The organism is Streptomyces violens, from assembly GCF_000717745.1.
Classification (GTDB): Bacteria; Actinomycetota; Actinomycetes; order Streptomycetales; family Streptomycetaceae; genus Streptomyces; species Streptomyces violens.
Genome location: NZ_JOBH01000010.1, coordinates 190,229 through 207,880 on the forward strand (window position 1 = coordinate 190,229; position 17,652 = coordinate 207,880).

17 protein-coding genes and 1 tRNA gene are annotated in these 17,652 nt (G+C 69.8%); 9 read left to right on the forward strand and 9 right to left on the reverse strand.

What is annotated here, in order from left to right:
- The first annotated feature begins 10 nt into the window (after positions 1 to 10).
- From IF04_RS0120080 to pknB, 5 genes are all read left to right on the forward strand, one after another.
- Entirely contained in the window at positions 11 to 544 is a 534-nt protein-coding gene (locus IF04_RS0120080; RefSeq protein WP_030259350.1) for an FHA domain-containing protein FhaB/FipA, read from the forward strand.
- A 129-nt stretch (positions 545 to 673) separates the two neighbouring features.
- On the forward strand, positions 674 to 2,206 hold the full coding sequence (locus IF04_RS0120085; protein ID WP_211259836.1) for a PP2C family protein-serine/threonine phosphatase: 1,533 nt from the start codon (positions 674 to 676) through the stop codon (positions 2,204 to 2,206).
- Between the two features lie 23 nt (positions 2,207 to 2,229).
- Complete coding sequence (locus IF04_RS0120090; protein WP_030259357.1) at positions 2,230 to 3,627, forward strand: FtsW/RodA/SpoVE family cell cycle protein; 1,398 nt, start codon at positions 2,230 to 2,232, stop codon at positions 3,625 to 3,627.
- Positions 3,624 to 5,087, forward strand: coding sequence for a peptidoglycan D,D-transpeptidase FtsI family protein (locus tag IF04_RS0120095; RefSeq protein ID WP_030259360.1), 1,464 nt, complete (start codon positions 3,624 to 3,626; stop codon positions 5,085 to 5,087). The genes IF04_RS0120090 and IF04_RS0120095 overlap by 4 nt, the downstream gene beginning before the upstream one ends.
- Before the next feature lie 145 nt (positions 5,088 to 5,232).
- Complete coding sequence (pknB, locus tag IF04_RS0120100; protein WP_030259363.1) at positions 5,233 to 7,212, forward strand: Stk1 family PASTA domain-containing Ser/Thr kinase; 1,980 nt, start codon at positions 5,233 to 5,235, stop codon at positions 7,210 to 7,212.
- A gap of 72 nt (positions 7,213 to 7,284) precedes the next feature.
- Here the strand turns inward: pknB and IF04_RS0120105 are convergent, their stop codons facing one another.
- The 6 genes from IF04_RS0120105 to IF04_RS0120130 all read right to left on the reverse strand — a co-directional run bounded on the left by IF04_RS0120105 (position 7,285) and on the right by IF04_RS0120130 (position 11,825).
- The gene (locus IF04_RS0120105) at positions 7,285 to 7,998 is read right to left on the reverse strand and encodes a class E sortase (protein ID WP_030259366.1); all 714 of its coding nucleotides are present in this window, start codon (positions 7,996 to 7,998) and stop codon (positions 7,285 to 7,287) included.
- An 89-nt stretch (positions 7,999 to 8,087) separates the two neighbouring features.
- Positions 8,088 to 9,425 carry a class E sortase gene (locus IF04_RS0120110; RefSeq protein ID WP_030259370.1) on the reverse strand — a complete coding sequence of 446 codons (1,338 nt, stop codon included), beginning with the start codon at positions 9,423 to 9,425 and terminating at the stop codon, positions 8,088 to 8,090.
- On the reverse strand, positions 9,422 to 10,060 hold the full coding sequence (locus tag IF04_RS0120115) for an aminodeoxychorismate/anthranilate synthase component II (protein WP_030259375.1): 639 nt from the start codon (positions 10,058 to 10,060) through the stop codon (positions 9,422 to 9,424). The genes IF04_RS0120110 and IF04_RS0120115 overlap by 4 nt, the downstream gene beginning before the upstream one ends.
- Complete coding sequence (locus IF04_RS38350) at positions 10,057 to 10,233, reverse strand: hypothetical protein (RefSeq protein WP_030259378.1); 177 nt, start codon at positions 10,231 to 10,233, stop codon at positions 10,057 to 10,059. Before IF04_RS38350 ends, IF04_RS0120115 begins: the two co-directional genes overlap by 4 nt.
- 71 nt (positions 10,234 to 10,304) lie before the next feature.
- Entirely contained in the window at positions 10,305 to 11,015 is a 711-nt protein-coding gene (locus IF04_RS0120125; RefSeq protein ID WP_030259380.1) for a class E sortase, read from the reverse strand.
- Between the two features lie 39 nt (positions 11,016 to 11,054).
- Positions 11,055 to 11,825, reverse strand: a complete 771-nt coding sequence (locus IF04_RS0120130) for a DUF881 domain-containing protein (protein ID WP_030259383.1) — start codon at positions 11,823 to 11,825, stop codon at positions 11,055 to 11,057.
- Positions 11,826 to 11,968: 143 nt separating this feature from the next.
- On the opposite strand from IF04_RS0120130, the gene crgA reads away from it, so the two are divergent.
- Positions 11,969 to 12,226 (forward strand): cell division protein CrgA, encoded by a 258-nt coding sequence (gene crgA / locus IF04_RS0120135; RefSeq protein WP_030259387.1) that lies wholly within the window; start codon positions 11,969 to 11,971, stop codon positions 12,224 to 12,226.
- 330 nt (positions 12,227 to 12,556) lie between these two features.
- On the opposite strand, the gene IF04_RS0120140 is transcribed toward crgA, so the two are convergent.
- Positions 12,557 to 13,486, reverse strand: coding sequence for a rhomboid family intramembrane serine protease (locus IF04_RS0120140; RefSeq protein WP_030259390.1), 930 nt, complete (start codon positions 13,484 to 13,486; stop codon positions 12,557 to 12,559).
- 143 nt (positions 13,487 to 13,629) lie between these two features.
- Positions 13,630 to 14,157 carry a peptidylprolyl isomerase gene (locus IF04_RS0120145; RefSeq protein WP_030259394.1) on the reverse strand — a complete coding sequence of 176 codons (528 nt, stop codon included), beginning with the start codon at positions 14,155 to 14,157 and terminating at the stop codon, positions 13,630 to 13,632.
- A gap of 514 nt (positions 14,158 to 14,671) precedes the next feature.
- Between IF04_RS0120145 and IF04_RS0120150 the strand changes: the two genes are divergently transcribed.
- Positions 14,672 to 15,391, forward strand: coding sequence for a DUF5324 family protein (locus tag IF04_RS0120150; protein WP_030259397.1), 720 nt, complete (start codon positions 14,672 to 14,674; stop codon positions 15,389 to 15,391).
- 74 nt (positions 15,392 to 15,465) lie between these two features.
- On the opposite strand, the gene IF04_RS0120155 is transcribed toward IF04_RS0120150, so the two are convergent.
- Positions 15,466 to 15,538: transfer RNA gene (locus IF04_RS0120155), tRNA-Ala, on the reverse strand.
- A 117-nt stretch (positions 15,539 to 15,655) separates the two neighbouring features.
- Here IF04_RS0120155 and IF04_RS0120160 point away from each other — a divergent pair.
- Together IF04_RS0120160 and IF04_RS0120165 are read left to right on the forward strand one after the other, a co-directional pair.
- Entirely contained in the window at positions 15,656 to 16,201 is a 546-nt protein-coding gene (locus tag IF04_RS0120160) for a helix-turn-helix domain-containing protein (RefSeq protein ID WP_030259400.1), read from the forward strand.
- A gap of 111 nt (positions 16,202 to 16,312) precedes the next feature.
- Positions 16,313 to 17,632 (forward strand): serine/threonine-protein kinase, encoded by a 1,320-nt coding sequence (locus IF04_RS0120165; protein WP_030259403.1) that lies wholly within the window; start codon positions 16,313 to 16,315, stop codon positions 17,630 to 17,632.
- The last annotated feature ends 20 nt before the right edge of the window (positions 17,633 to 17,652 follow it).

Genomic DNA, 17,652 nt, shown 5'->3' on the forward strand with positions numbered 1-17,652 from the left:
AGCGGGGGCAATGTCAGAGCTGACCCTCACGGTCATGCGGTTGGGTTTCCTCGCCGTACTGTGGCTGTTCGTCATCGTGGCCGTACAGGTCATCCGCAGCGATCTGTTCGGCACGCGCGTCACACAGCGCGGTGCCGCCCGTCGCGGGGGCCAGGAGCAGCGAGGCGCACAGCGGCAGACGGCGGCACCGCCGCAGGCGCAGCGTCGCCAGGAGAGCGGACGCGGCGGCAACAGCCGCCAGCGCCGCGGCGCTCCCACCAAGCTGGTGGTCTCCGAAGGGACCCTCACGGGCACGACGGTCGCCCTGCAGGGCCAGACCATCAGCCTGGGCCGGGCCCACGACTCCACGATCGTGCTGGACGACGATTACGCCTCCAGCCGGCATGCCAGGATCTACCCGGACCGTGACGGCCAGTGGATCGTCGAGGACCTCGGGTCCACGAACGGTACGTACCTCGAGCGGACCCGGCTGACGACGCCGACGCCGATCCCGCTCGGAGCCCCGATCCGCATCGGCAAGACCGTCATCGAGCTGCGGAAGTAGTACGACAATGAGCGAGCGGAGCGAGCGAGCCGCGGCGGTCCACTCGGCCGGCCACTGCGCGCTCCCGACCGGAGGGTGGGCAGTGTGGCGCGAGACCGGCTGTACCCCGAGCCGACGGGCGAGGTGCGCATGAGTCTGTCACTGCGCTTTGCCGCGGGATCCCACAAGGGCATGATCCGGGAAGGCAACGAGGACTCCGGATACGCCGGCCCCCGCCTGCTCGCCATCGCCGACGGCATGGGCGGCCAGGCCGCCGGCGAGGTCGCCTCCTCCGAGGTCATCTCCACGCTCGTCCAGCTCGACGACGACGTGCCCGGCTCGGACATCCTCACCTCGCTCGGCACGGCCGTGCAGCGCGCGAACGACCAGTTGCGCGTCATGGTCGAGGAGGACCCGCAGCTGGAGGGCATGGGTACGACCCTGACCGCCCTGCTGTGGACCGGGCAGCGGCTCGGTCTCGTCCACGTCGGCGACTCGCGCGCGTACCTGCTGCGCGACGGCGTGCTGACGCAGATCACGCAGGACCACACGTGGGTGCAGCGGCTGGTCGACGAGGGCCGGATCACCGAGGAAGAGGCCACGACGCACCCGCAGCGGTCGCTGCTGATGCGCGCGCTGGGCAGCGGTGACCACGTCGAGCCCGACCTCTCCATCAGAGAGGTGCGAGCCGGGGACCGGTACCTCATCTGCTCGGACGGGCTGTCGGGGGTGGTGAGCCATCAGACGATGGAGGACACCCTCGCCAGTTACCAGGGCCCGCACGAGACCGTGCAGGAGCTGATCCAGCTCGCGCTGCGCGGCGGCGGCCCGGACAACATCACCTGCATCGTCGCCGACGTACTGAACGTCGATGACACCGACACCCTCGCCGGGCAGCTCAACGACACCCCGGTGATCGTCGGCGCGGTCGCGGAGAACCAGCACCAGTACGACGACGGCGCCCTGCACACCCCGGCGGGCCGCGCGGCCGAGCTGGGGCGCGGTGGGCGGGGCGACGTGCCCCCGCAGCCGGCCGGCGGCTTCGGCCCGCCCGGAAGCGGCCCCGCGGAGACGGTGCCGCCGCAGGGCGCGTACGGCGCGTTCGTCGACGAGGACTACGCGCAGCCGCGGCGGCGCGGCCGGTGGATCAAACCGACGCTGATCGTCGCGCTGTGCCTGGCCGTGGTCGGCGGTGGACTGTATGCGGGTTACCGCTGGACGCAGTCGCAGTACTTCGTGGGTGCCAAGGGCGGGCATGTGGCCCTGTACCAGGGCATCAGCCAGGACCTGGCGTGGTTCTCCATGAACAAGATCGATCAGGACCATCCCGAGATCGAACTCAAGTACCTGCCCGCCTACCAGCGCAAGCAGGTCGAGGAGACGATCGCGGTCGACAGCCGGAACCAGGCACTGGTCAAGGTCGGCGAGCTCGGCAAGCAGGCCGGCGCGTGCAAGTCCCTGCAGCAGCGGGAGGCCGCGGAGCGCGAGGCCGCCCGCAAGAAGAGCGAGCGCCAGGCCGGCGGCACCGCCGGTACGAAGCCGAGCGCGACCGCCAAGCCGGGTTCCACGGCCGGGCCGGGCAGCGCGACGGACAGCGCGAGCCCCACTCCCACGCCGTCCACCAGCAACTCCCCCTCAGCGGAGCAGCAGCGGCTGGAGAAGAATTGCAGCACCCAGCAGTGAGGGCGTAGGGGGCAGTTGATCTCATGAGCAGTACCAGCAACACCACCACCATCGGGACGATCGGAGCCCCGAGCCGCCGGAACACCGAACTGGCGCTGCTCGTCTTCGCCGTGATCATCCCGGTGTTCGCCTACATCAACGTCGGGCTCGCCAAGGAGGACACGGTCCCCGCCGGCGTGCTCGGCTACGCGCTGGGCCTCGGCCTGCTGGCGGGCGTCGCGCACCTCGTCGTGCGCAAGTGGGCCCCGTACGCGGACCCGCTGATGCTCCCGGTCTCCACGCTGCTGAACGGGCTGGGCCTGGTGTTCATCTGGCGCCTGGACCAGGAGCCGCAGATCACCACGCCGCAGCTGGGCGGGGCGATGGCTCCGGGACAGCTGATGTGGTCCACGCTCGGCGTCGCGCTGTTCCTGGGCGTACTGATCTTCCTGAAGGACCACCGTGTCCTGCAGCGCTACACCTACATCTCGATGGTGGTGGCGCTGGTTCTGCTGATCCTGCCGGTGTTCTTCCCGGCCCGCTTCGGTGCCCGCATCTGGATCACGATCCCGGGCGTGGGTTCGCTGCAGCCGGGCGAGTTCGCGAAGATCATCATCGCGATCTTCTTCGCCGGGTACCTGATGGTGAAGCGGGACGCGCTGGCCCTGGCCAGCCGCCGTTTCATGGGCCTGTACCTGCCGCGCGGCCGTGACCTCGGTCCGATCCTGGTCATCTGGGCGCTGAGCCTGATGATCCTGGTCTTCGAGACCGACCTCGGTACCTCGCTGCTGTTCTTCGGCCTCTTCGTGATCATGCTGTACGTCGCGACGGAGCGGACCAGCTGGATCGTCTTCGGTCTGCTGCTCAGCGGCGCCGGCGCGGTCGCCGTGGCCACCTTCGAGTCCCACGTGCAGACCCGTGTGCACAACTGGCTCAACCCCCTGGAACTGCTGAACGGCGGCGTCACCGAGACCGCGCAGGCGATGTACTCCTTCGGCTCCGGCGGCATCCTCGGGTCGGGCCTCGGGCAGGGCTACTCCCGCCTCATCGGCGGTATCGCGCCGAAGAGCGACTACATCCTCGCCACTGTCGGCGAGGAGCTGGGCCTGGCCGGAGTCATGGCCATCCTGCTGCTCTACGGCCTGCTGATCGAGCGCGGCATCCGTACGGCGCTGGCCGCCCGCGACCCGTTCGGCAAGCTGCTGGCCGTCGGCCTGTCCGGCGCGTTCGCGCTGCAGGTCTTCGTCGTCGCCGGCGGTGTCACGGGGCTGATCCCGCTGACCGGTATGACCATGCCGTTCCTGGCACAGGGCGGTTCGTCCGTCATCGCCAACTGGGCGCTCGTCGCGATCCTGCTCCGGATCAGCGACACCGCGCGCCGCCCGGCCCCGGCCCCCGCTCCCTCCACCGACGCCGAGATGACCCAGGTGGTCCGACCGTGAACAAGCCCCTGCGCCGGGTCGCGATCTTCTGCGGCCTGCTCGTCCTCGCCCTGCTCATCCGCGTCAACTGGGTGCAGTTCGTCCAGGCCGACGAACTGAAGAACGATTCCCACAACCGCCGGGTGGCCATCGAGCGGTACAGCATCCCGCGCGGCAACATCATCGTCGGCGACAAGCCCGTGACCGGCTCGACCACCACGGACAGCGGCGACTTCAAGTACAAGCGGACCTACAAGGACGGCCCCATGTGGGCGCCGGTCACCGGGTACGCCTCGCAGGCGTTCGACGCGAACCAGCTGGAGAAGCTGTACGACCCGGTCCTCACCGGCACCGACGACAAGCTCTTCTTCAGCCGCACGGTGGACATGTTCACCGGTGAGAAGCAGCAGGGCGGTGACGTCGTCACGACCCTGAACGCCAAGGCCCAGAAGGCCGCCTTCGACGGGCTCGGCAAGCAGAAGGGCGCGGTCGCGGCCGTCAACCCGGAGACCGGCGCGATCCTGGCGCTGGCCTCCACCCCGTCCTACGACCCGTCCAGCTTCGCCGGGATGAGCGACAAGGACGCCAAGGCGTACATCGGGCTGCAGAAGAAGAACAACGCGGACGACCCGATGCTGAACCGGGCGCTGCGCCAGACCTACCCGCCCGGCTCCACGTTCAAGGTGGTCACCGCGGCCGCGGCGCTGGAGAACGGCCTCTACACCGACATCGACGCGCCGACGAAGTCCCCGCTGCCCTGGACGCTGCCCGACACCCGCATTCCGCTGCCGAACGAGGGCAACATCCCGTGCGAGAACGCCAGCCTGCGCGAGGCGCTGCGCTGGTCCTGCAACACCGTCTTCGGCAAGATCAGCGCCGACCTCGGCAACAAGAAAATGATCGAGGAAGCCGACAAGTTCGGCTTCAACGACGAGCACTTCACGCCGGTCCGCGCCGACGCCAGCGTCTACCCCGAGGACAACCGGCCGCAGAACGCCATGGCCGGCATCGGCCAGGCGTCCAACCGCGCCACGCCGCTGCAGATGGCCATGGTCGCCTCGGCCGTCGCCAACGGCGGCACGCTGATGAAGCCGTACATGGTCGACAAGCTGGTCGCGCCGAACCTCAACGTCATCCAGCAGCAGCAGCCGGAGAAGCTCAGCGAGCCGCTGAAGCCGGAGAACGCGCAGAAGCTGCAGGAAATGATGGAGACGGTCGTCAAGACCGGTACCGGCACCAACGCGCAGATCCCGGGCGTCACGGTCGGCGGTAAGACCGGTACGGCCCAGCACGGCGAGAACAACAAGGACAACCCGTACGCCTGGTTCATCTCCTACGCGAAGACCGACAAGGGCACCCCGGTGGCCGTCGCCGTGGTCATCGAGGGATCCGACGCCCTGCGCAGCGACATCGCAGGTGGCAGGCTCGCGGCCCCCGTCGCCAAGCGGGTCATGGAGGCGGTACTCGACGGCAACCAGTGACGGCGGTCACGCCCATACCGGTCGCATATCAGGTAGCGGCCGCGGCCGGGCCGCGTCAGGCGTGCCGGGTACGGTATGCCCGAACAGCACACCGCCGGACCACACACAGGTGCGGTCGGGATCAACGGAGAGGGCTGGAGTAGCTATGGAAGAGCCGCGTCGCCTCGGCGGCCGGTACGAGCTGGGCTCGGTGCTCGGCCGCGGCGGCATGGCCGAGGTCTACCTCGCCCATGACACCCGTCTGGGGCGCACCGTCGCTGTGAAGACGCTGCGCGTGGACCTCGCCCGCGATCCGTCGTTCCAGGCCCGGTTCCGCCGGGAGGCCCAGTCGGCCGCCTCGCTGAACCACCCGTCCATCGTCGCGGTCTACGACACCGGCGAGGACTACGTCGACGGCGTCTCGATCCCGTACATCGTGATGGAGTACGTCGACGGTTCCACGCTGCGTGAGCTGCTGCACTCCGGCCGCAAGCTGCTGCCCGAGCGGTCCCTGGAGATGACCATCGGTGTGCTCCAGGCGCTGGAGTACTCGCACCGGGCGGGCATCGTCCACCGTGACATCAAGCCCGCCAACGTCATGCTCACCCGCACCGGCCAGGTCAAGGTCATGGACTTCGGCATCGCCCGCGCGATGGGTGACGCCGGCATGACGATGACGCAGACCGCCGCGGTGATCGGTACCGCGCAGTACCTCTCCCCGGAGCAGGCCAAGGGCGAGACCGTCGACGCCCGCTCCGACCTGTACTCCACGGGCTGTCTGCTGTACGAGCTGCTGACCGTGCGGCCGCCGTTCATCGGCGACTCACCGGTCGCGGTCGCCTACCAGCACGTACGGGAGGAGCCGCAGCCGCCGAGCAACTTCGACTCCGAGATCACGCCCGAGATGGACGCCATCGTCCTCAAGGCGCTGGTCAAGGACCCGGACTACCGCTATCAGTCGGCGGACGAGATGCGCGCCGACATCGAGGCGGCGCTGGACGGGCAGCCGGTCGCGGCCACCGCGGCGCTCGGCGCCGTCGGCTACGACCAGGACCAGCCCACCGCACCGCTGCGACCGCAGGACTCGGCGGGCGCCACGTCCATGCTGCCGCCGGTCAACCCCGATGACGGCGGTTACGGCTACGACGACCGCCCGGACCGGCGCCGCGGCCAGAAGAAGAACCGCACCTCCACGATCCTGCTGATCCTGGCGGCGGTCCTGGTACTGATCGGCGCGATCTTCATCGGCAAGGCGATGTTCAGCGGCGGCAAGACCGACGGCGACCTCGACGTGCCCAGCCTGGTCGGCAAGACCCTCTCCGAGGCCAAGGAAGCCGGCCGCAACGGCGACTTCGAGGTGGTCAGGGGCGGCAGCAAGACCTGCGACAACGTCAAGAAGGGCCAGGTCACCAAGCAGACCCCGAAGCCCCCGGCGACCATCGGCAAGGGCGACTCGGTCACGGTCACGATGTGCACCGGGCCGGCCAAGGTGACCGTGCCGGACGTCCTGGGTTACACCTTCGACAAGGCCAAGTCGATTCTGGAGAGCAAGGGCTTCACAGACGTCCAGCAGACGACGGAGCAGTCCGACCAGACCCCCGGCAAGGTCATCCGGCAGAACCCCGAGAGCCAGACCGAGGCCGCCAAGGACAAGACGATCACCCTGACCGTCGCGGCTGCCAAGCCGAAGACCTCGGTGCCCGACGTCACCAACAAGCCCTTCGACCAGGCGCAGAAGCAGCTCACCGACCTGGGCTTCGAGGTGGCTCGCACCGACCAGGAGTCCGACCAGCCGGCCGACACCGTGCTGTCGCAGGACCCGGCCGGCGGCAGCCAGGCCGAGAACGGCTCCACGATCACCCTGACCGTCGCCAAGGCGGCCGAGAAGGTCCAGGTCCCCGACCTGGCCAACCAGAAGCTCAAGGACGCCAAGAAGACCCTCACCGACATGGGTCTCGCGGTCGGCAACATCACCGGGCCGCAGGACGACAAGGCGACCGTCGTGGTCTCCGACCCGGTGGCCGGCACTGAGGTCGCCAAGAACACGCCGATCAACCTCACGACGATGCCCGGCAACGGGGAAGACGGCGGGGACGACGGCGGCTTCTTCGGCGGCGTCGGCGGCTGGGGCCGCGACAAGCACTGAGCCGACGGCAGTCGGCACAACGAAGAGGGCCCGGGGCACATTGCCCCGGGCCCTCTCGCGTACGCCTGCGCTCTAGCGCAGTTCCTTCGGCGGGGTGCGGTCGGCGTCCACCTTCTCGGTGCGGACCAGCTCGCCCCACACGATGTAGCGGTAGGTGGAGGTGTAGACCGGCGTGCAGGTCGTCAGGGTGATGTAGCGGCCCGGCTTGCGCTTGCCGGACGCCTTGGGGGTCTTCTCCAGCACGCCGACGTCGTACTTGGAGGTCTGCGGCAGCGTCGCGAAGACCTTGTAGACGTACCAGGTGTCCTGCGACTCGTAGACGACCGCGTCGCCCTTCTTCAGCTTGTCGATGTTGTGGAACTTGGCGCCATGCCCGTCCCGGTGCGCGGCGAGCGTGAAGTTACCCGTCTTGTCCTGCGGCAGCGCGGACTTCACGGGGTCGGTGTAGTAGCCGGCCACCCCGTCGTTGAGGACCTTGCTGCTGGTGCCCTTCTTGACCAGCACCTCGCCGTTCTTCATCGCGGGGACGTGCAGGAAGCCGATGCCGTCCTTGGTGTCCAGCCCCTTCTGCTCCGGACTCTTGGACTTCGCCCAGTGCTGCCGCACCTGGTCACCCTGGTGGTGCGCCGCACGCTCGGCGAGGACGTTGGTCCACCACAGCGAGTAGGCGACGAAGAGGCCCATGACCACGCCTGCCGTGATCAGCAGCTCGCCGATGACGCTGATGACCGCGGCGATCCGGCGCCGGGCCCGCCGGGGCGGGGGCGGCGGCGTGCTGGTGGTCACGGACGTCTCGGACGCCTCGGTGTCATCGACGCCGCAGGCGTCCGCGTCCTGTCCGGTGGCAGTCACCGCGTGGTACCCCCTGATGGTGCTCAGCTGACGAGCGCATCCGGCTTGCCCTTGCTCCGCGGCCGCTCCTCGACCATCTTGCCCCACACGATCATCCGGTAGGTACTGGTGAACTCCGGGGTGCACGTGGTCAGCGTGAGGTACCGGCCGGGCTTCGTGAAGCCGGAGCCGGGCGGGATCGGGCCGATCACCCCGATGTTGGAGGGCGAGGTCTGCGGGAGGATGCTCTCCATCTCGTACGTGTAGAAGCGGCTGCGCGTCTCGACGACGATCTTGTCGCCCTTCACCAGCCGGTTGATGTAGCGGAACGGCTCGCCGTGGGTGTTGCGGTGGCCCGCGACCGCGAAGTTGCCCGTCTTGTCCCAGGGCATCGCCGTCTTCAGTTTGCCCTCGCCGTAGTGGCCGACCATGCCGCGGTCCAGGACGCCGTGCTTGCTGATGCCCTCGGCGATGGGGACCTTCACGTCGAGCTTCGGGATGTACATGATCGCGAAGCCCTCACCGGGCGAGAACGCGCCCGCCGCGCGCTTGTCCGCGCCGTCCTTGTCCCACTCCTGCTGGAGGTTGCTGGCCGCGCCGCCCGCCTGGTTGTGCGCCAGGACGTTGGTCCACCACAGCTGGTAGGCGACGAACAGCAGCATCAGCACGCCGAGCGTGATGAACGCCTCGCCCGTGACCCGGCTGACGACGACGCCGACGCTCTCCTTGCGGGCGCGTGCGGCCCGTCGTGCGGCGACCCGCGAGGTGGGCGGCGCGGGCTCGGGGGCGGTCTCCGCAGGCTTGGCGGCGTGGCGGGCGCGTTTGCCACCCTGTTTGCCGCCCTGTTTGGCGGCCGCCTGTGCCGCTCTGCGCCGCGCGGCGCGGCCGCCCGGAGCCGGAGGCGCTGTTTCACGTGAAACAGCGTCCTCGGGCCGTTTCACGGCCTTCGCGTCCGCCTGCCGCAGCGCCATGGTCTCGTCGTCCTGCCGCGGCACCACCGTCTCGTCGTCGGCGGGCACGGACGGCACGGCCGGCGCGATGAGCGTCTCGGCCGACGCGAGCGCCGCCTCGCTGTACGCGCCCGGGTCCTCCGGGGCGTACGCATACCCCCCGGCCTGTTCGTAGGCCGAGAACTGCGGATGGCTCGCGGCCGGTTGGACCTGCGGGTAGGCCGCGGTCGGTTCGTACCCGGCATCCTCGTACTGCGGCGGGTGCGGCGGGTCGTAGTACTGCTGGTGCGCTTGCTCGTTCCGGCCGGGCAGGGGGTCCGTCAGGGGATCGCCGAGCTGCCCGACGGCCGCCTCGAACGCGGCAGAGCCGTCGTACGGATCATGAGGACCGTACGACGACGTGCCTTCGCGCTCGGGGCGGAGTGCGGTCACGCGCCGGCCTTGCCGACCACGGGGGCAAGCCCCGTCGAACGCTCCACCGCTCCCTCGTCACCGCACTCGACCAGCCAGTTGGCGAGCATTCCGTGGCCCCACTCCGTCAGCACCGACTCCGGGTGGAACTGCACGCCCTCCACCCGCAGTTCACGGTGGCGGACGCCCATCACCAGGCCGGTCTCCGTCCAGGCGGTGACCTCCAGCTCGTCCGGCAGCGTGTCCCGCTCGACCGACAGCGAGTGGTAGCGGGTGGCCGTGAACGGCGTGGGCAGCCCCTGGAAGACGCCCTTGTGCTCGTGCGTCACCAGCGACGTCTTGCCGTGCAGCAACTCGGGGGCGCGGCCCACGACACCGCCGTACGCCACCGCCATCGACTGCATGCCCAGGCAGACGCCGAAGACCGGCACGTCGGTGTCCGCGCAGTGCCGCACCATGTCGATGCAGACGCCGGCCTGCTCGGGCGCGCCCGGGCCCGGCGAGAGCAGGACGCCGTCGAAGCCGTCCTGCGCGTGCCCCGGCTCCACCTCGTCGTTCCGCCGCACCTCGCACTCGGCACCGAGCTGGTAGAGGTACTGGACGAGGTTGAAGACGAAGCTGTCGTAGTTGTCGACGACGAGGATCCTCGCGCTCATCGGACGGCCTCCATTCCCTGATCCACCGTGACGTCGTTGAAGGGGAGCAGCGGCTCCGCCCAAGGAAAGACGTACTGGAAGAGCAGGAAGACGATCGCCAGCGCGAGCACGAGCGAGATCAGTGCCTTCACCCATGTGTTGCCCGGCAGATGCCGCCAGATCCAGCCGTACATGCTGTCCCTACTTGCCGATGCCAGTTGTCATTTGCCCCACCAGAGTAAGGGGCGAGCTCTGGCCATGGGGCTCAGCTGCGCAATGCCGCCGGACGACCCTCGGCCACGGGTGAGGTGGCGTCCAGGTGCGCCCAGGCGATGAGCCGGTGGCTGTGCCCCCACTCCGGCTCGCAGGTCGTCAGGGTGAGGTAGCGGCCCGGGCCGTCGTAGCCGGATGCGCGCGGTACGGGGTCGATGACCCCGATGTCGCTCGGGAGAGTCCGGTAGGGACGCTTGTCGATGCGGTACGTGAACCAGGTCGTGCCATCACTGATCACTACCGGGTCGCCGGGCCGCAGTCGCGGGAAGTCCTTGAAGGGGTCGCCGTAGGTGCGGCGGTGGCCCGCGACGGCGAAGTTTCCGGTCGCACCGAGGCGTGCGGTGCGCGCGTAGTGGCCGAGGCCCTTCTGCAGGGTGCCGGTGGCCGTGCCCTCCAGGACGGGCTTGGCCCAGTCGCGGCCGAAGCGCGGGATGTACATGACGGCGAAGGGCTCGCCGTCGCGGTACGCGGGCCGCGCCGGTTCCTGCGCCTTGTCGTCGTCCGGAGCGGGTGAGGCAGCCGAGACCGGCCCCGTGGACCAGCGGTCCTGCAGCCGGCCGAGCTCGCCGTCCATGGCGCTGTCGGCCCGTACGCCGGTCCAGAAGAGCACGTAGACCACGAAGAGGACGATCAGGCTGCCGATCGTCAGGCACAGCTCGCTGAACGTCCGCACGATCCACCGCACCGTCGTCCCGGTCGCCATCCCGGCCCCGCCCTCCCCGCTCCGGCGCGCCGGAGCGCGCTACGGCTTCACAGGCTGTGCGTAGTGGAGATCCACTGTGCCGGAGTAGCCGCGCAGAGTCATCGCCCCGTGCGGCTCGACTTTCCAGCCGAGGCCGTACGCCTCGACGTACTGGAGGTAGTTCTGGATGGCGGGCGATGCGTTCAGGGAGTCCGTCAGCGCCTGGCGGTCACCCACGGCGGTGACGGTGTACGGCGGGGAGTAGACCCGGCCCTGGAGGATCAGGGTGTTGCCGACGCAGCGCACCGCACTGGTGGAGATCAGCCGCTGGTCCATGACCCTGATGCCCTTGGCGCCGCCCTGCCACAGAGCGTTGACCACGGCCTGCAGGTCCTGCTGGTGGATGACCAGGTCATTGGGCTGCGGCTCGGGCACGCCGGGGATCTGGGCGGTGGCGTTGGGCGGGGCGTCGGTGAGGGTGACGGTCAGGCCCTGGCCGCTCACCTTCTCCGTCCCCGCGTTCTTCTCCAGCGCATCGACCCGGGCCTTGTCGGCGTCGGTGCTGCCGCTGTCCTTGCCCGCGAGGCGGTCGACGTCCGAGCGCAGGGAGGCGTTCCGCTCGTCCTGGACCTTGTTCTTCTGGCTATGGTCCTGGATGAGGTCCGACAGCCGCAGCATCGAGTCGTCCGAGCGCAGGTTCGTGCCGCGCGCGGTGTCGAAACTGATCCAGAAGAGCAGCCCGGCCAGCGCGAAGACGACGAGCGTCAACAGGCGTACGGGGCGCAGCCGCAAACGGGAGCGGCGGCCGGGGGAGTCAGCGGAATTGCTCAACGTACCCTTACTCCTTACGACGCCGCGGAAGCACTACGCTAACGGACGCCCCGGGGGGAGCACCCGATCCCCGACGCCGCCCGCCCGGTGCCAGCCTTTGTACATCCGCGCGGTTACGCAGCGCATCGACAGGAGAGTTCCTCGTGCCGAAGTCACGGATCCGCAAGAAGGACGACTTCACGCCGCCGCCGTCGGCGAAGCAGACCTCGATCAAGCTGAGCTCGGGGCGGAGCTGGGTGGCGCCGCTGATGCTGACGATGTTCCTGATCGGGCTGGCGTGGATCGTGTGCTTCTACGTGACCGAAGGTGACCTGCCCATCAAGACGATGGGAAACTGGAACATCGTGGCCGGCTTCGGCTTCATCGCGGTGGGCTTCGGCGTCTCCACGCAGTGGAAGTAGCGCCCCGAGCGCAAGCTGTACCCAAGGCCATCCACACGGTTATCCACAGCCGGGGAAAACTTCAGAAGATCTGTGGATAACCCCTGTGGGGTTGACGCCGGTCACACCGGCGGCGGGCGCCGCCGGTGACCCGCACTACCGCGCTGTACTGGGGAAACGTCCCTGCAGCGGCCCCCCTGGCCGGGATTCTGCACGGTGCGCACAGGGGCCGACACGAGCTGTGGACAAGTGAACGGGCGATCACTCCGGACGGGTGTCCAGGGGACTCGGCCGGGAGTCGTGTGGCTTCTGTGGGTGACGAGCGGGCTCCCCAGCCGAGGTGCCCCGAGGTCAGCCGGTGAGCTGGGCGGTGCGGATCCAGACCACCGCGACGATCACCAGGAGTGCCAGCACGCAGGCCGCGGCCTGTATCGCGTTCCGGCGACCGCGCGGCGCGTGCACCATGGCGTACGTCACCGCGGCGCCCACCACCAGGCCGCCCACGTGTGCCTGCCAGGCGATGTTCGGCCACAGGAACGTGAAGGCCAGGTTCAGGCCGAGCAGGATCAGTACCGGCTTCATGTCGTAGTTCAGCCGGCGCAGCAGCACCGCCGTGGCGCCCAGCAGCCCGAAGACCGCGCCGGACGCGCCCAGCGACGGCTGGTTCTGCGCGGCGAGCAGGTACGACAGGGCGCTGCCGCCGAGCCCGGCGAGGAAGTACAGCGCGAGGAACCTGACCCGGCCGAGCGCCGCCTCCAGCGGCGGCCCCAGCCACCACAGCGAGAGCATGTTGAACGCGATGTGCATGACCTGCTGGTGCAGGAACATCGCGGTGACCAGGCGGTACCACTCGCCGTCCGCGACGCCGACCAGCCCCAGCGAACCGGGGTCGAAGGCCAGGCCCACCAGGTCCAGCGCGTTGACGAACCGGTCACCGATGACCATGGCCGCGACGAAGACCGCGGCATTGACGCCGATGAGGATCTTGGTGAGCAGCCGGGGATCGGCGGTGAGCGCACCGCCGGCGACCGTACGCGGACGGCTCGCGCCCGGTGCGTGGCCGGTCCCGCTGCCGCCGCGTACGCACTCCGGGCAGTGGAAGCCGACCGAGGCGCTGACCATGCACTCCGGGCAGATGGGCCGCTCGCAACGGGTGCAGCTGATGCCGGTGGCCCGGTCGAGGTGGCGGTAGCAGCGCGGCGAACCGTTTCCGCCCTCCGACGGATCGTTTCCGCCGTGGGCGTCCTGCGGTCCCTGCGGATTGCCTGGCGCCTGCTCCATCGCTTCCCCTCGTCCTGAATGGCGCACGGCCCTGACAAGCTGCGCGCCCCGCCTGGTCTACGACCGGGCGGGGCGTTATGGTTCCACGCCACCCGCGGCCGACCGCGGGCAGGGGGTGGCGGAGAGGCCTCGTGCGCCGGGACTCAGCGGGTCTCGATGACGACGCTCTCGATGACCACGTCGTTCACCGGACGGTCGGTGCGCGGGTTGGTCTGGGTGGTCGCGATGGCGTCCACGACCTTCTTGCTCGCGTCGTTGGTGACCTCACCGAAGATGGTGTGCTTGCCGGTCAGCCACGTGGTGGGGGACACGGTGATGAAGAACTGCGAGCCGTTGGTGCCCGGGCCGGCGTTCGCCATGGCCAGCAGGTACGGCTTGTTGAACGACAGGTCCGGGTGGAACTCGTCGGCGAACTCGTAGCCCGGGCCACCGGTGCCGTTGCCCAGCGGGTCGCCGCCCTGGAGCATGAAGCCTTCGATCACCCGGTGGAAGACGGTGCCGTCGTACAGCTTGTCCGTGGTCTTCTGCCCGGTCGCCGGGTTGGTCCACTCCCGCTCGCCCTTGGCGAGTTCGACGAAGTTCTTGACCGTCTTCGGGGCGTGGTTCGGCAGAAGCCGAAGTTCGATGTCGCCCTGGTTGGTCTTCAGGGTGGCGTAGAGCTGCTCAGCCACGATCTACCTTCCATAAGTCTGCACTGACGGTTACCGATCCTCGCACGAACGGGCGCGCCCGTCCCCCGCACGCCACCTCATGCCTGGCGTTCGCACTGATTTCCCCCCTCCAGTGGGGTTTTCGACGCCGACCATCGGGGACCCGTACATTCCGGTCCGGCCGGCGACCGTACGTCCGTACCGCGTGGACCGTCGCCGACCGTGCACCGGACCGACCACAACCGCAGACAGACCCCGGACAGGCCCCAGGCAGACCGCAGACAGCCCGCTGACAGGGGGCGAGAAACCGCCGAATTCCGATACCGCGGCCGGAAGCCGCCGAAGCGGCGCGCGCCGCGCCGAACCGTGGCATTGTCATCACAAGGCGCCCGAAGTCCGCATTGACCCGGATGCCCGCCTGCACATGCCGTACGTCCGTCGCGCAGGCATGATCTGCAAGCGGGCGGAGAGGCGTCACTGCAGACGTGGGCAAGCGCCCCCGAGCCCGGACACGCCACCCGATGAGGAGGATCCCGTGACCCGCAAGGACAGCGTGCGCGCCGCCACCGGAACGGCCAAGGACAGCGTGCGGCACGCCGCGGAGGTGGTGGCTCCGTATGCCGGTACGGCGAAGGACACCGCCGTGCACCTCACGCACGAGGCGCGCACCAAACTGGCCCCCAAGGTGACCGAGGCCGCCCATCAGGCGCGTCAGCAGTACGACGTCCGGCTGCAGCCACGCCTGGAGCATGCGCGCGGCGCGCTGCCCCCGAAGGTGGACGCCGCCGCCACGAAGGCCGCGGCCCGCACCCGTAAGGCCGCCCGCCAGGCCACCGTCTACACCGCGCCGCGTGTGGAGAAGGCCGTACGCAGCGCCCGTGCCGCCGCCGAGCCCGCCCGCGAGGAGGCCATGTTGCGCGGGGCAGCGGCCGTGGCGGCGCTGCGCGGACAGGTCACCGCCGCCGAGATCGAGAAGCTCGCCAAGAAGCACCGCCGCCGCGCCCGCACCGGCAAGGCCGTCAAGCGGCTCACCCTCCTCGGCATCCTCGCCGGCGGCGCCTACGCCGCGTGGAAGTGGTGGGACAAGCAGGCCAACCCCGACTGGCTGGTCGAGCCGCCCGCCGCCACCGAGGTCGGCGAGCGCACCCCGCTCAGCGCCGTGGACGGCAGCCCCGGCGCGGTCCTGGACCCCGAGGTGCAGGCCAAGCAGGCGGAGTCCGAGGCAGACGAACGCGACGGCGGCGGCCGCGCGTAGGCCACCGCCCCGCCGCACGCGGCGAAAAAGGTCACCCGACCTGCGTTTCCGCAGGTCGGGTGACCTTTTGGGAGTGGAGCCTAGGGGAGTCGAACCCCTGACATCTGCCATGCAAAGACAGCGCTCTACCAACTGAGCTAAGGCCCCGTCGCGCACCAGAGTACCCGGTACCCGCTCGCTTTCCCGACCGGGTATCGCTCCGGGCGGTTGCTCTCCGTAGGATGCTTCGCGAGATTCGCGGCAGCGAAGCGAAGGGGAGACGCCATGGATGCAGCACAGCAGGAAGCCACCGCGCGCGCTCGGGAGCTGCAGCGCAGCTGGTACGGAGAGCCGCTGGGGGCGCTCTTCCGTCGTCTCATCGACGATCTCGGGCTCAATCAGGCCCGTCTCGCAGCTGTGCTCGGCCTTTCGGCGCCCATGTTGTCGCAGCTGATGAGCGGCCAGCGCGCCAAGATCGGTAACCCGGCCGTGGTCCAGCGCGTACAGGCGCTCCAGGAGCTGTCGAGCCAGGTCGCCGACGGCAGCGTGTCCGCGGCCGAGGCCACCGACCGGATGGACGAGATCAAGAAGACGGCGGGCGGTTCGGTGCTGAACAACACGACGCAGACCGCCACCACGGGAGCCACCACCGTGCGTCGCGTCGTGCGCGAGATCCAGTCGCTGCTGCGGTCCGTCGCGGCGGCCGGCGACATCATCGAGGCCGCGGATTCCCTCTCCGCCACCCACCCCGAACTGGCAGAGTTCCTGCGGGTCTACGGGGCGGGCCGGACCGCCGACGCGGTGGCCCATTACGAAGCGCACCAGAACTGATCCAGGACCGGTTACGACCAGAGCCAGTCCGGAATCAGTCCTGAACCAGTCACTTAGCGCACCAGAATCAGCCAAGCACAGGCAGCTTGTCGAGGGAGCGGACGCGGCGCCATGGGTGAGGTCTTCGCCGGCAGGTACGAGCTGATCGATCCGATCGGGCGGGGCGGGGTGGGCGCCGTGTGGCGCGCCTGGGACCAGCGGCGCCGGCGCTACGTCGCGGCGAAGGTGCTCCAGCAGAGCGACGCGCACACGTTGCTGCGCTTCGTACGGGAACAGGCGCTGCGCATCGATCACCCGCACGTGGTCGCGCCCGCCAGCTGGGCAGCCAACGACGACAAGGTCCTGTTCACCATGGACCTGGTCAACGGCGGTTCGCTGGCGCACCTGGTGGGCGACTACGGCCCGCTGCCGCCGCGCTACGTGTGCCTGCTGCTGGACCAGGTGCTCTCGGGGCTGGCCGCGGTGCACGCCGAGGGTGTGGTCCACCGGGACATCAAGCCCGCCAACATCCTGCTGGAGGCCACCGGCACCGGACGGCCGCACGTGCGCGTCTCCGACTTCGGCATTTCGATGCGCAAGGGTGAGCCGCGGCTCACCGAGGCCGATTACGTGGTCGGGACGCCCGGTTACTTCGCGCCCGAGCAACTGCTGGGCGCCGAGCCGGACTTCCCCGCCGACCTCTTCGCGGTCGGCCTGCTCGCCCTGTACCTGCTGACCGGCAACAAGCCGGACTCCCAGGCGCTGGTCGACCACTTCACGCAGCACGGTGTGCCCGGCGCGCCCGAGGGCGTGCCCGAGCCGCTGTGGCAGGTACTGGCCGGTCTGCTGCAGCCCGACCCGGACGCCCGCTTCAAGACGGCGAACGGCGCCCGTAAGGCGGTCCTCTCGGCCGTCGAGCTGCTGCCCGAGGAGACGGTCGAGGACGAGATCGTCGAGGTCTTCGACCACATCGGGCCGCTGCCCTCGGGGTACGGGCCCGATGGGCCGGTCGGGGGCGGTCGGAACGGTGGTGCGCAGGGCGGTGGACCGATCGGCGCTCCTCGGATGCCGGGTACCGGCAGCTTCCCGTCGGCACCGCCCGTCCCGCAGGAGCCGCCCGGCCCCACTCCGACGCCGACGCCGCTCCCGGCGCCCGGTGCGCAGCCGTACGCGCCACCACCGGTGCAGCGGTACGAGCCACCGGTACGGACGTACGAGCCGACCGCCGCGGCGCAGCAGGATCTGCCGCAGACCCGGCCGTACACCGTCGGACAGCCACGCGTCTCCGGCCCGGCCCCGGCGCCCGCTGTACCGGGTGCGCAGCACGCCGCACCCGGTGCGCAGCACGCGAAGCCGGCCCGCCCCGGGCCGCCCCCGAAGGTCGCCGTGCCGGTCCTGGTCGTCGCGCTGCTGTGCATCGCGGTGGGGATCTGGGCCCTGTTCGCGAGCTGAGCGCCGGGCCCTGCACAGAC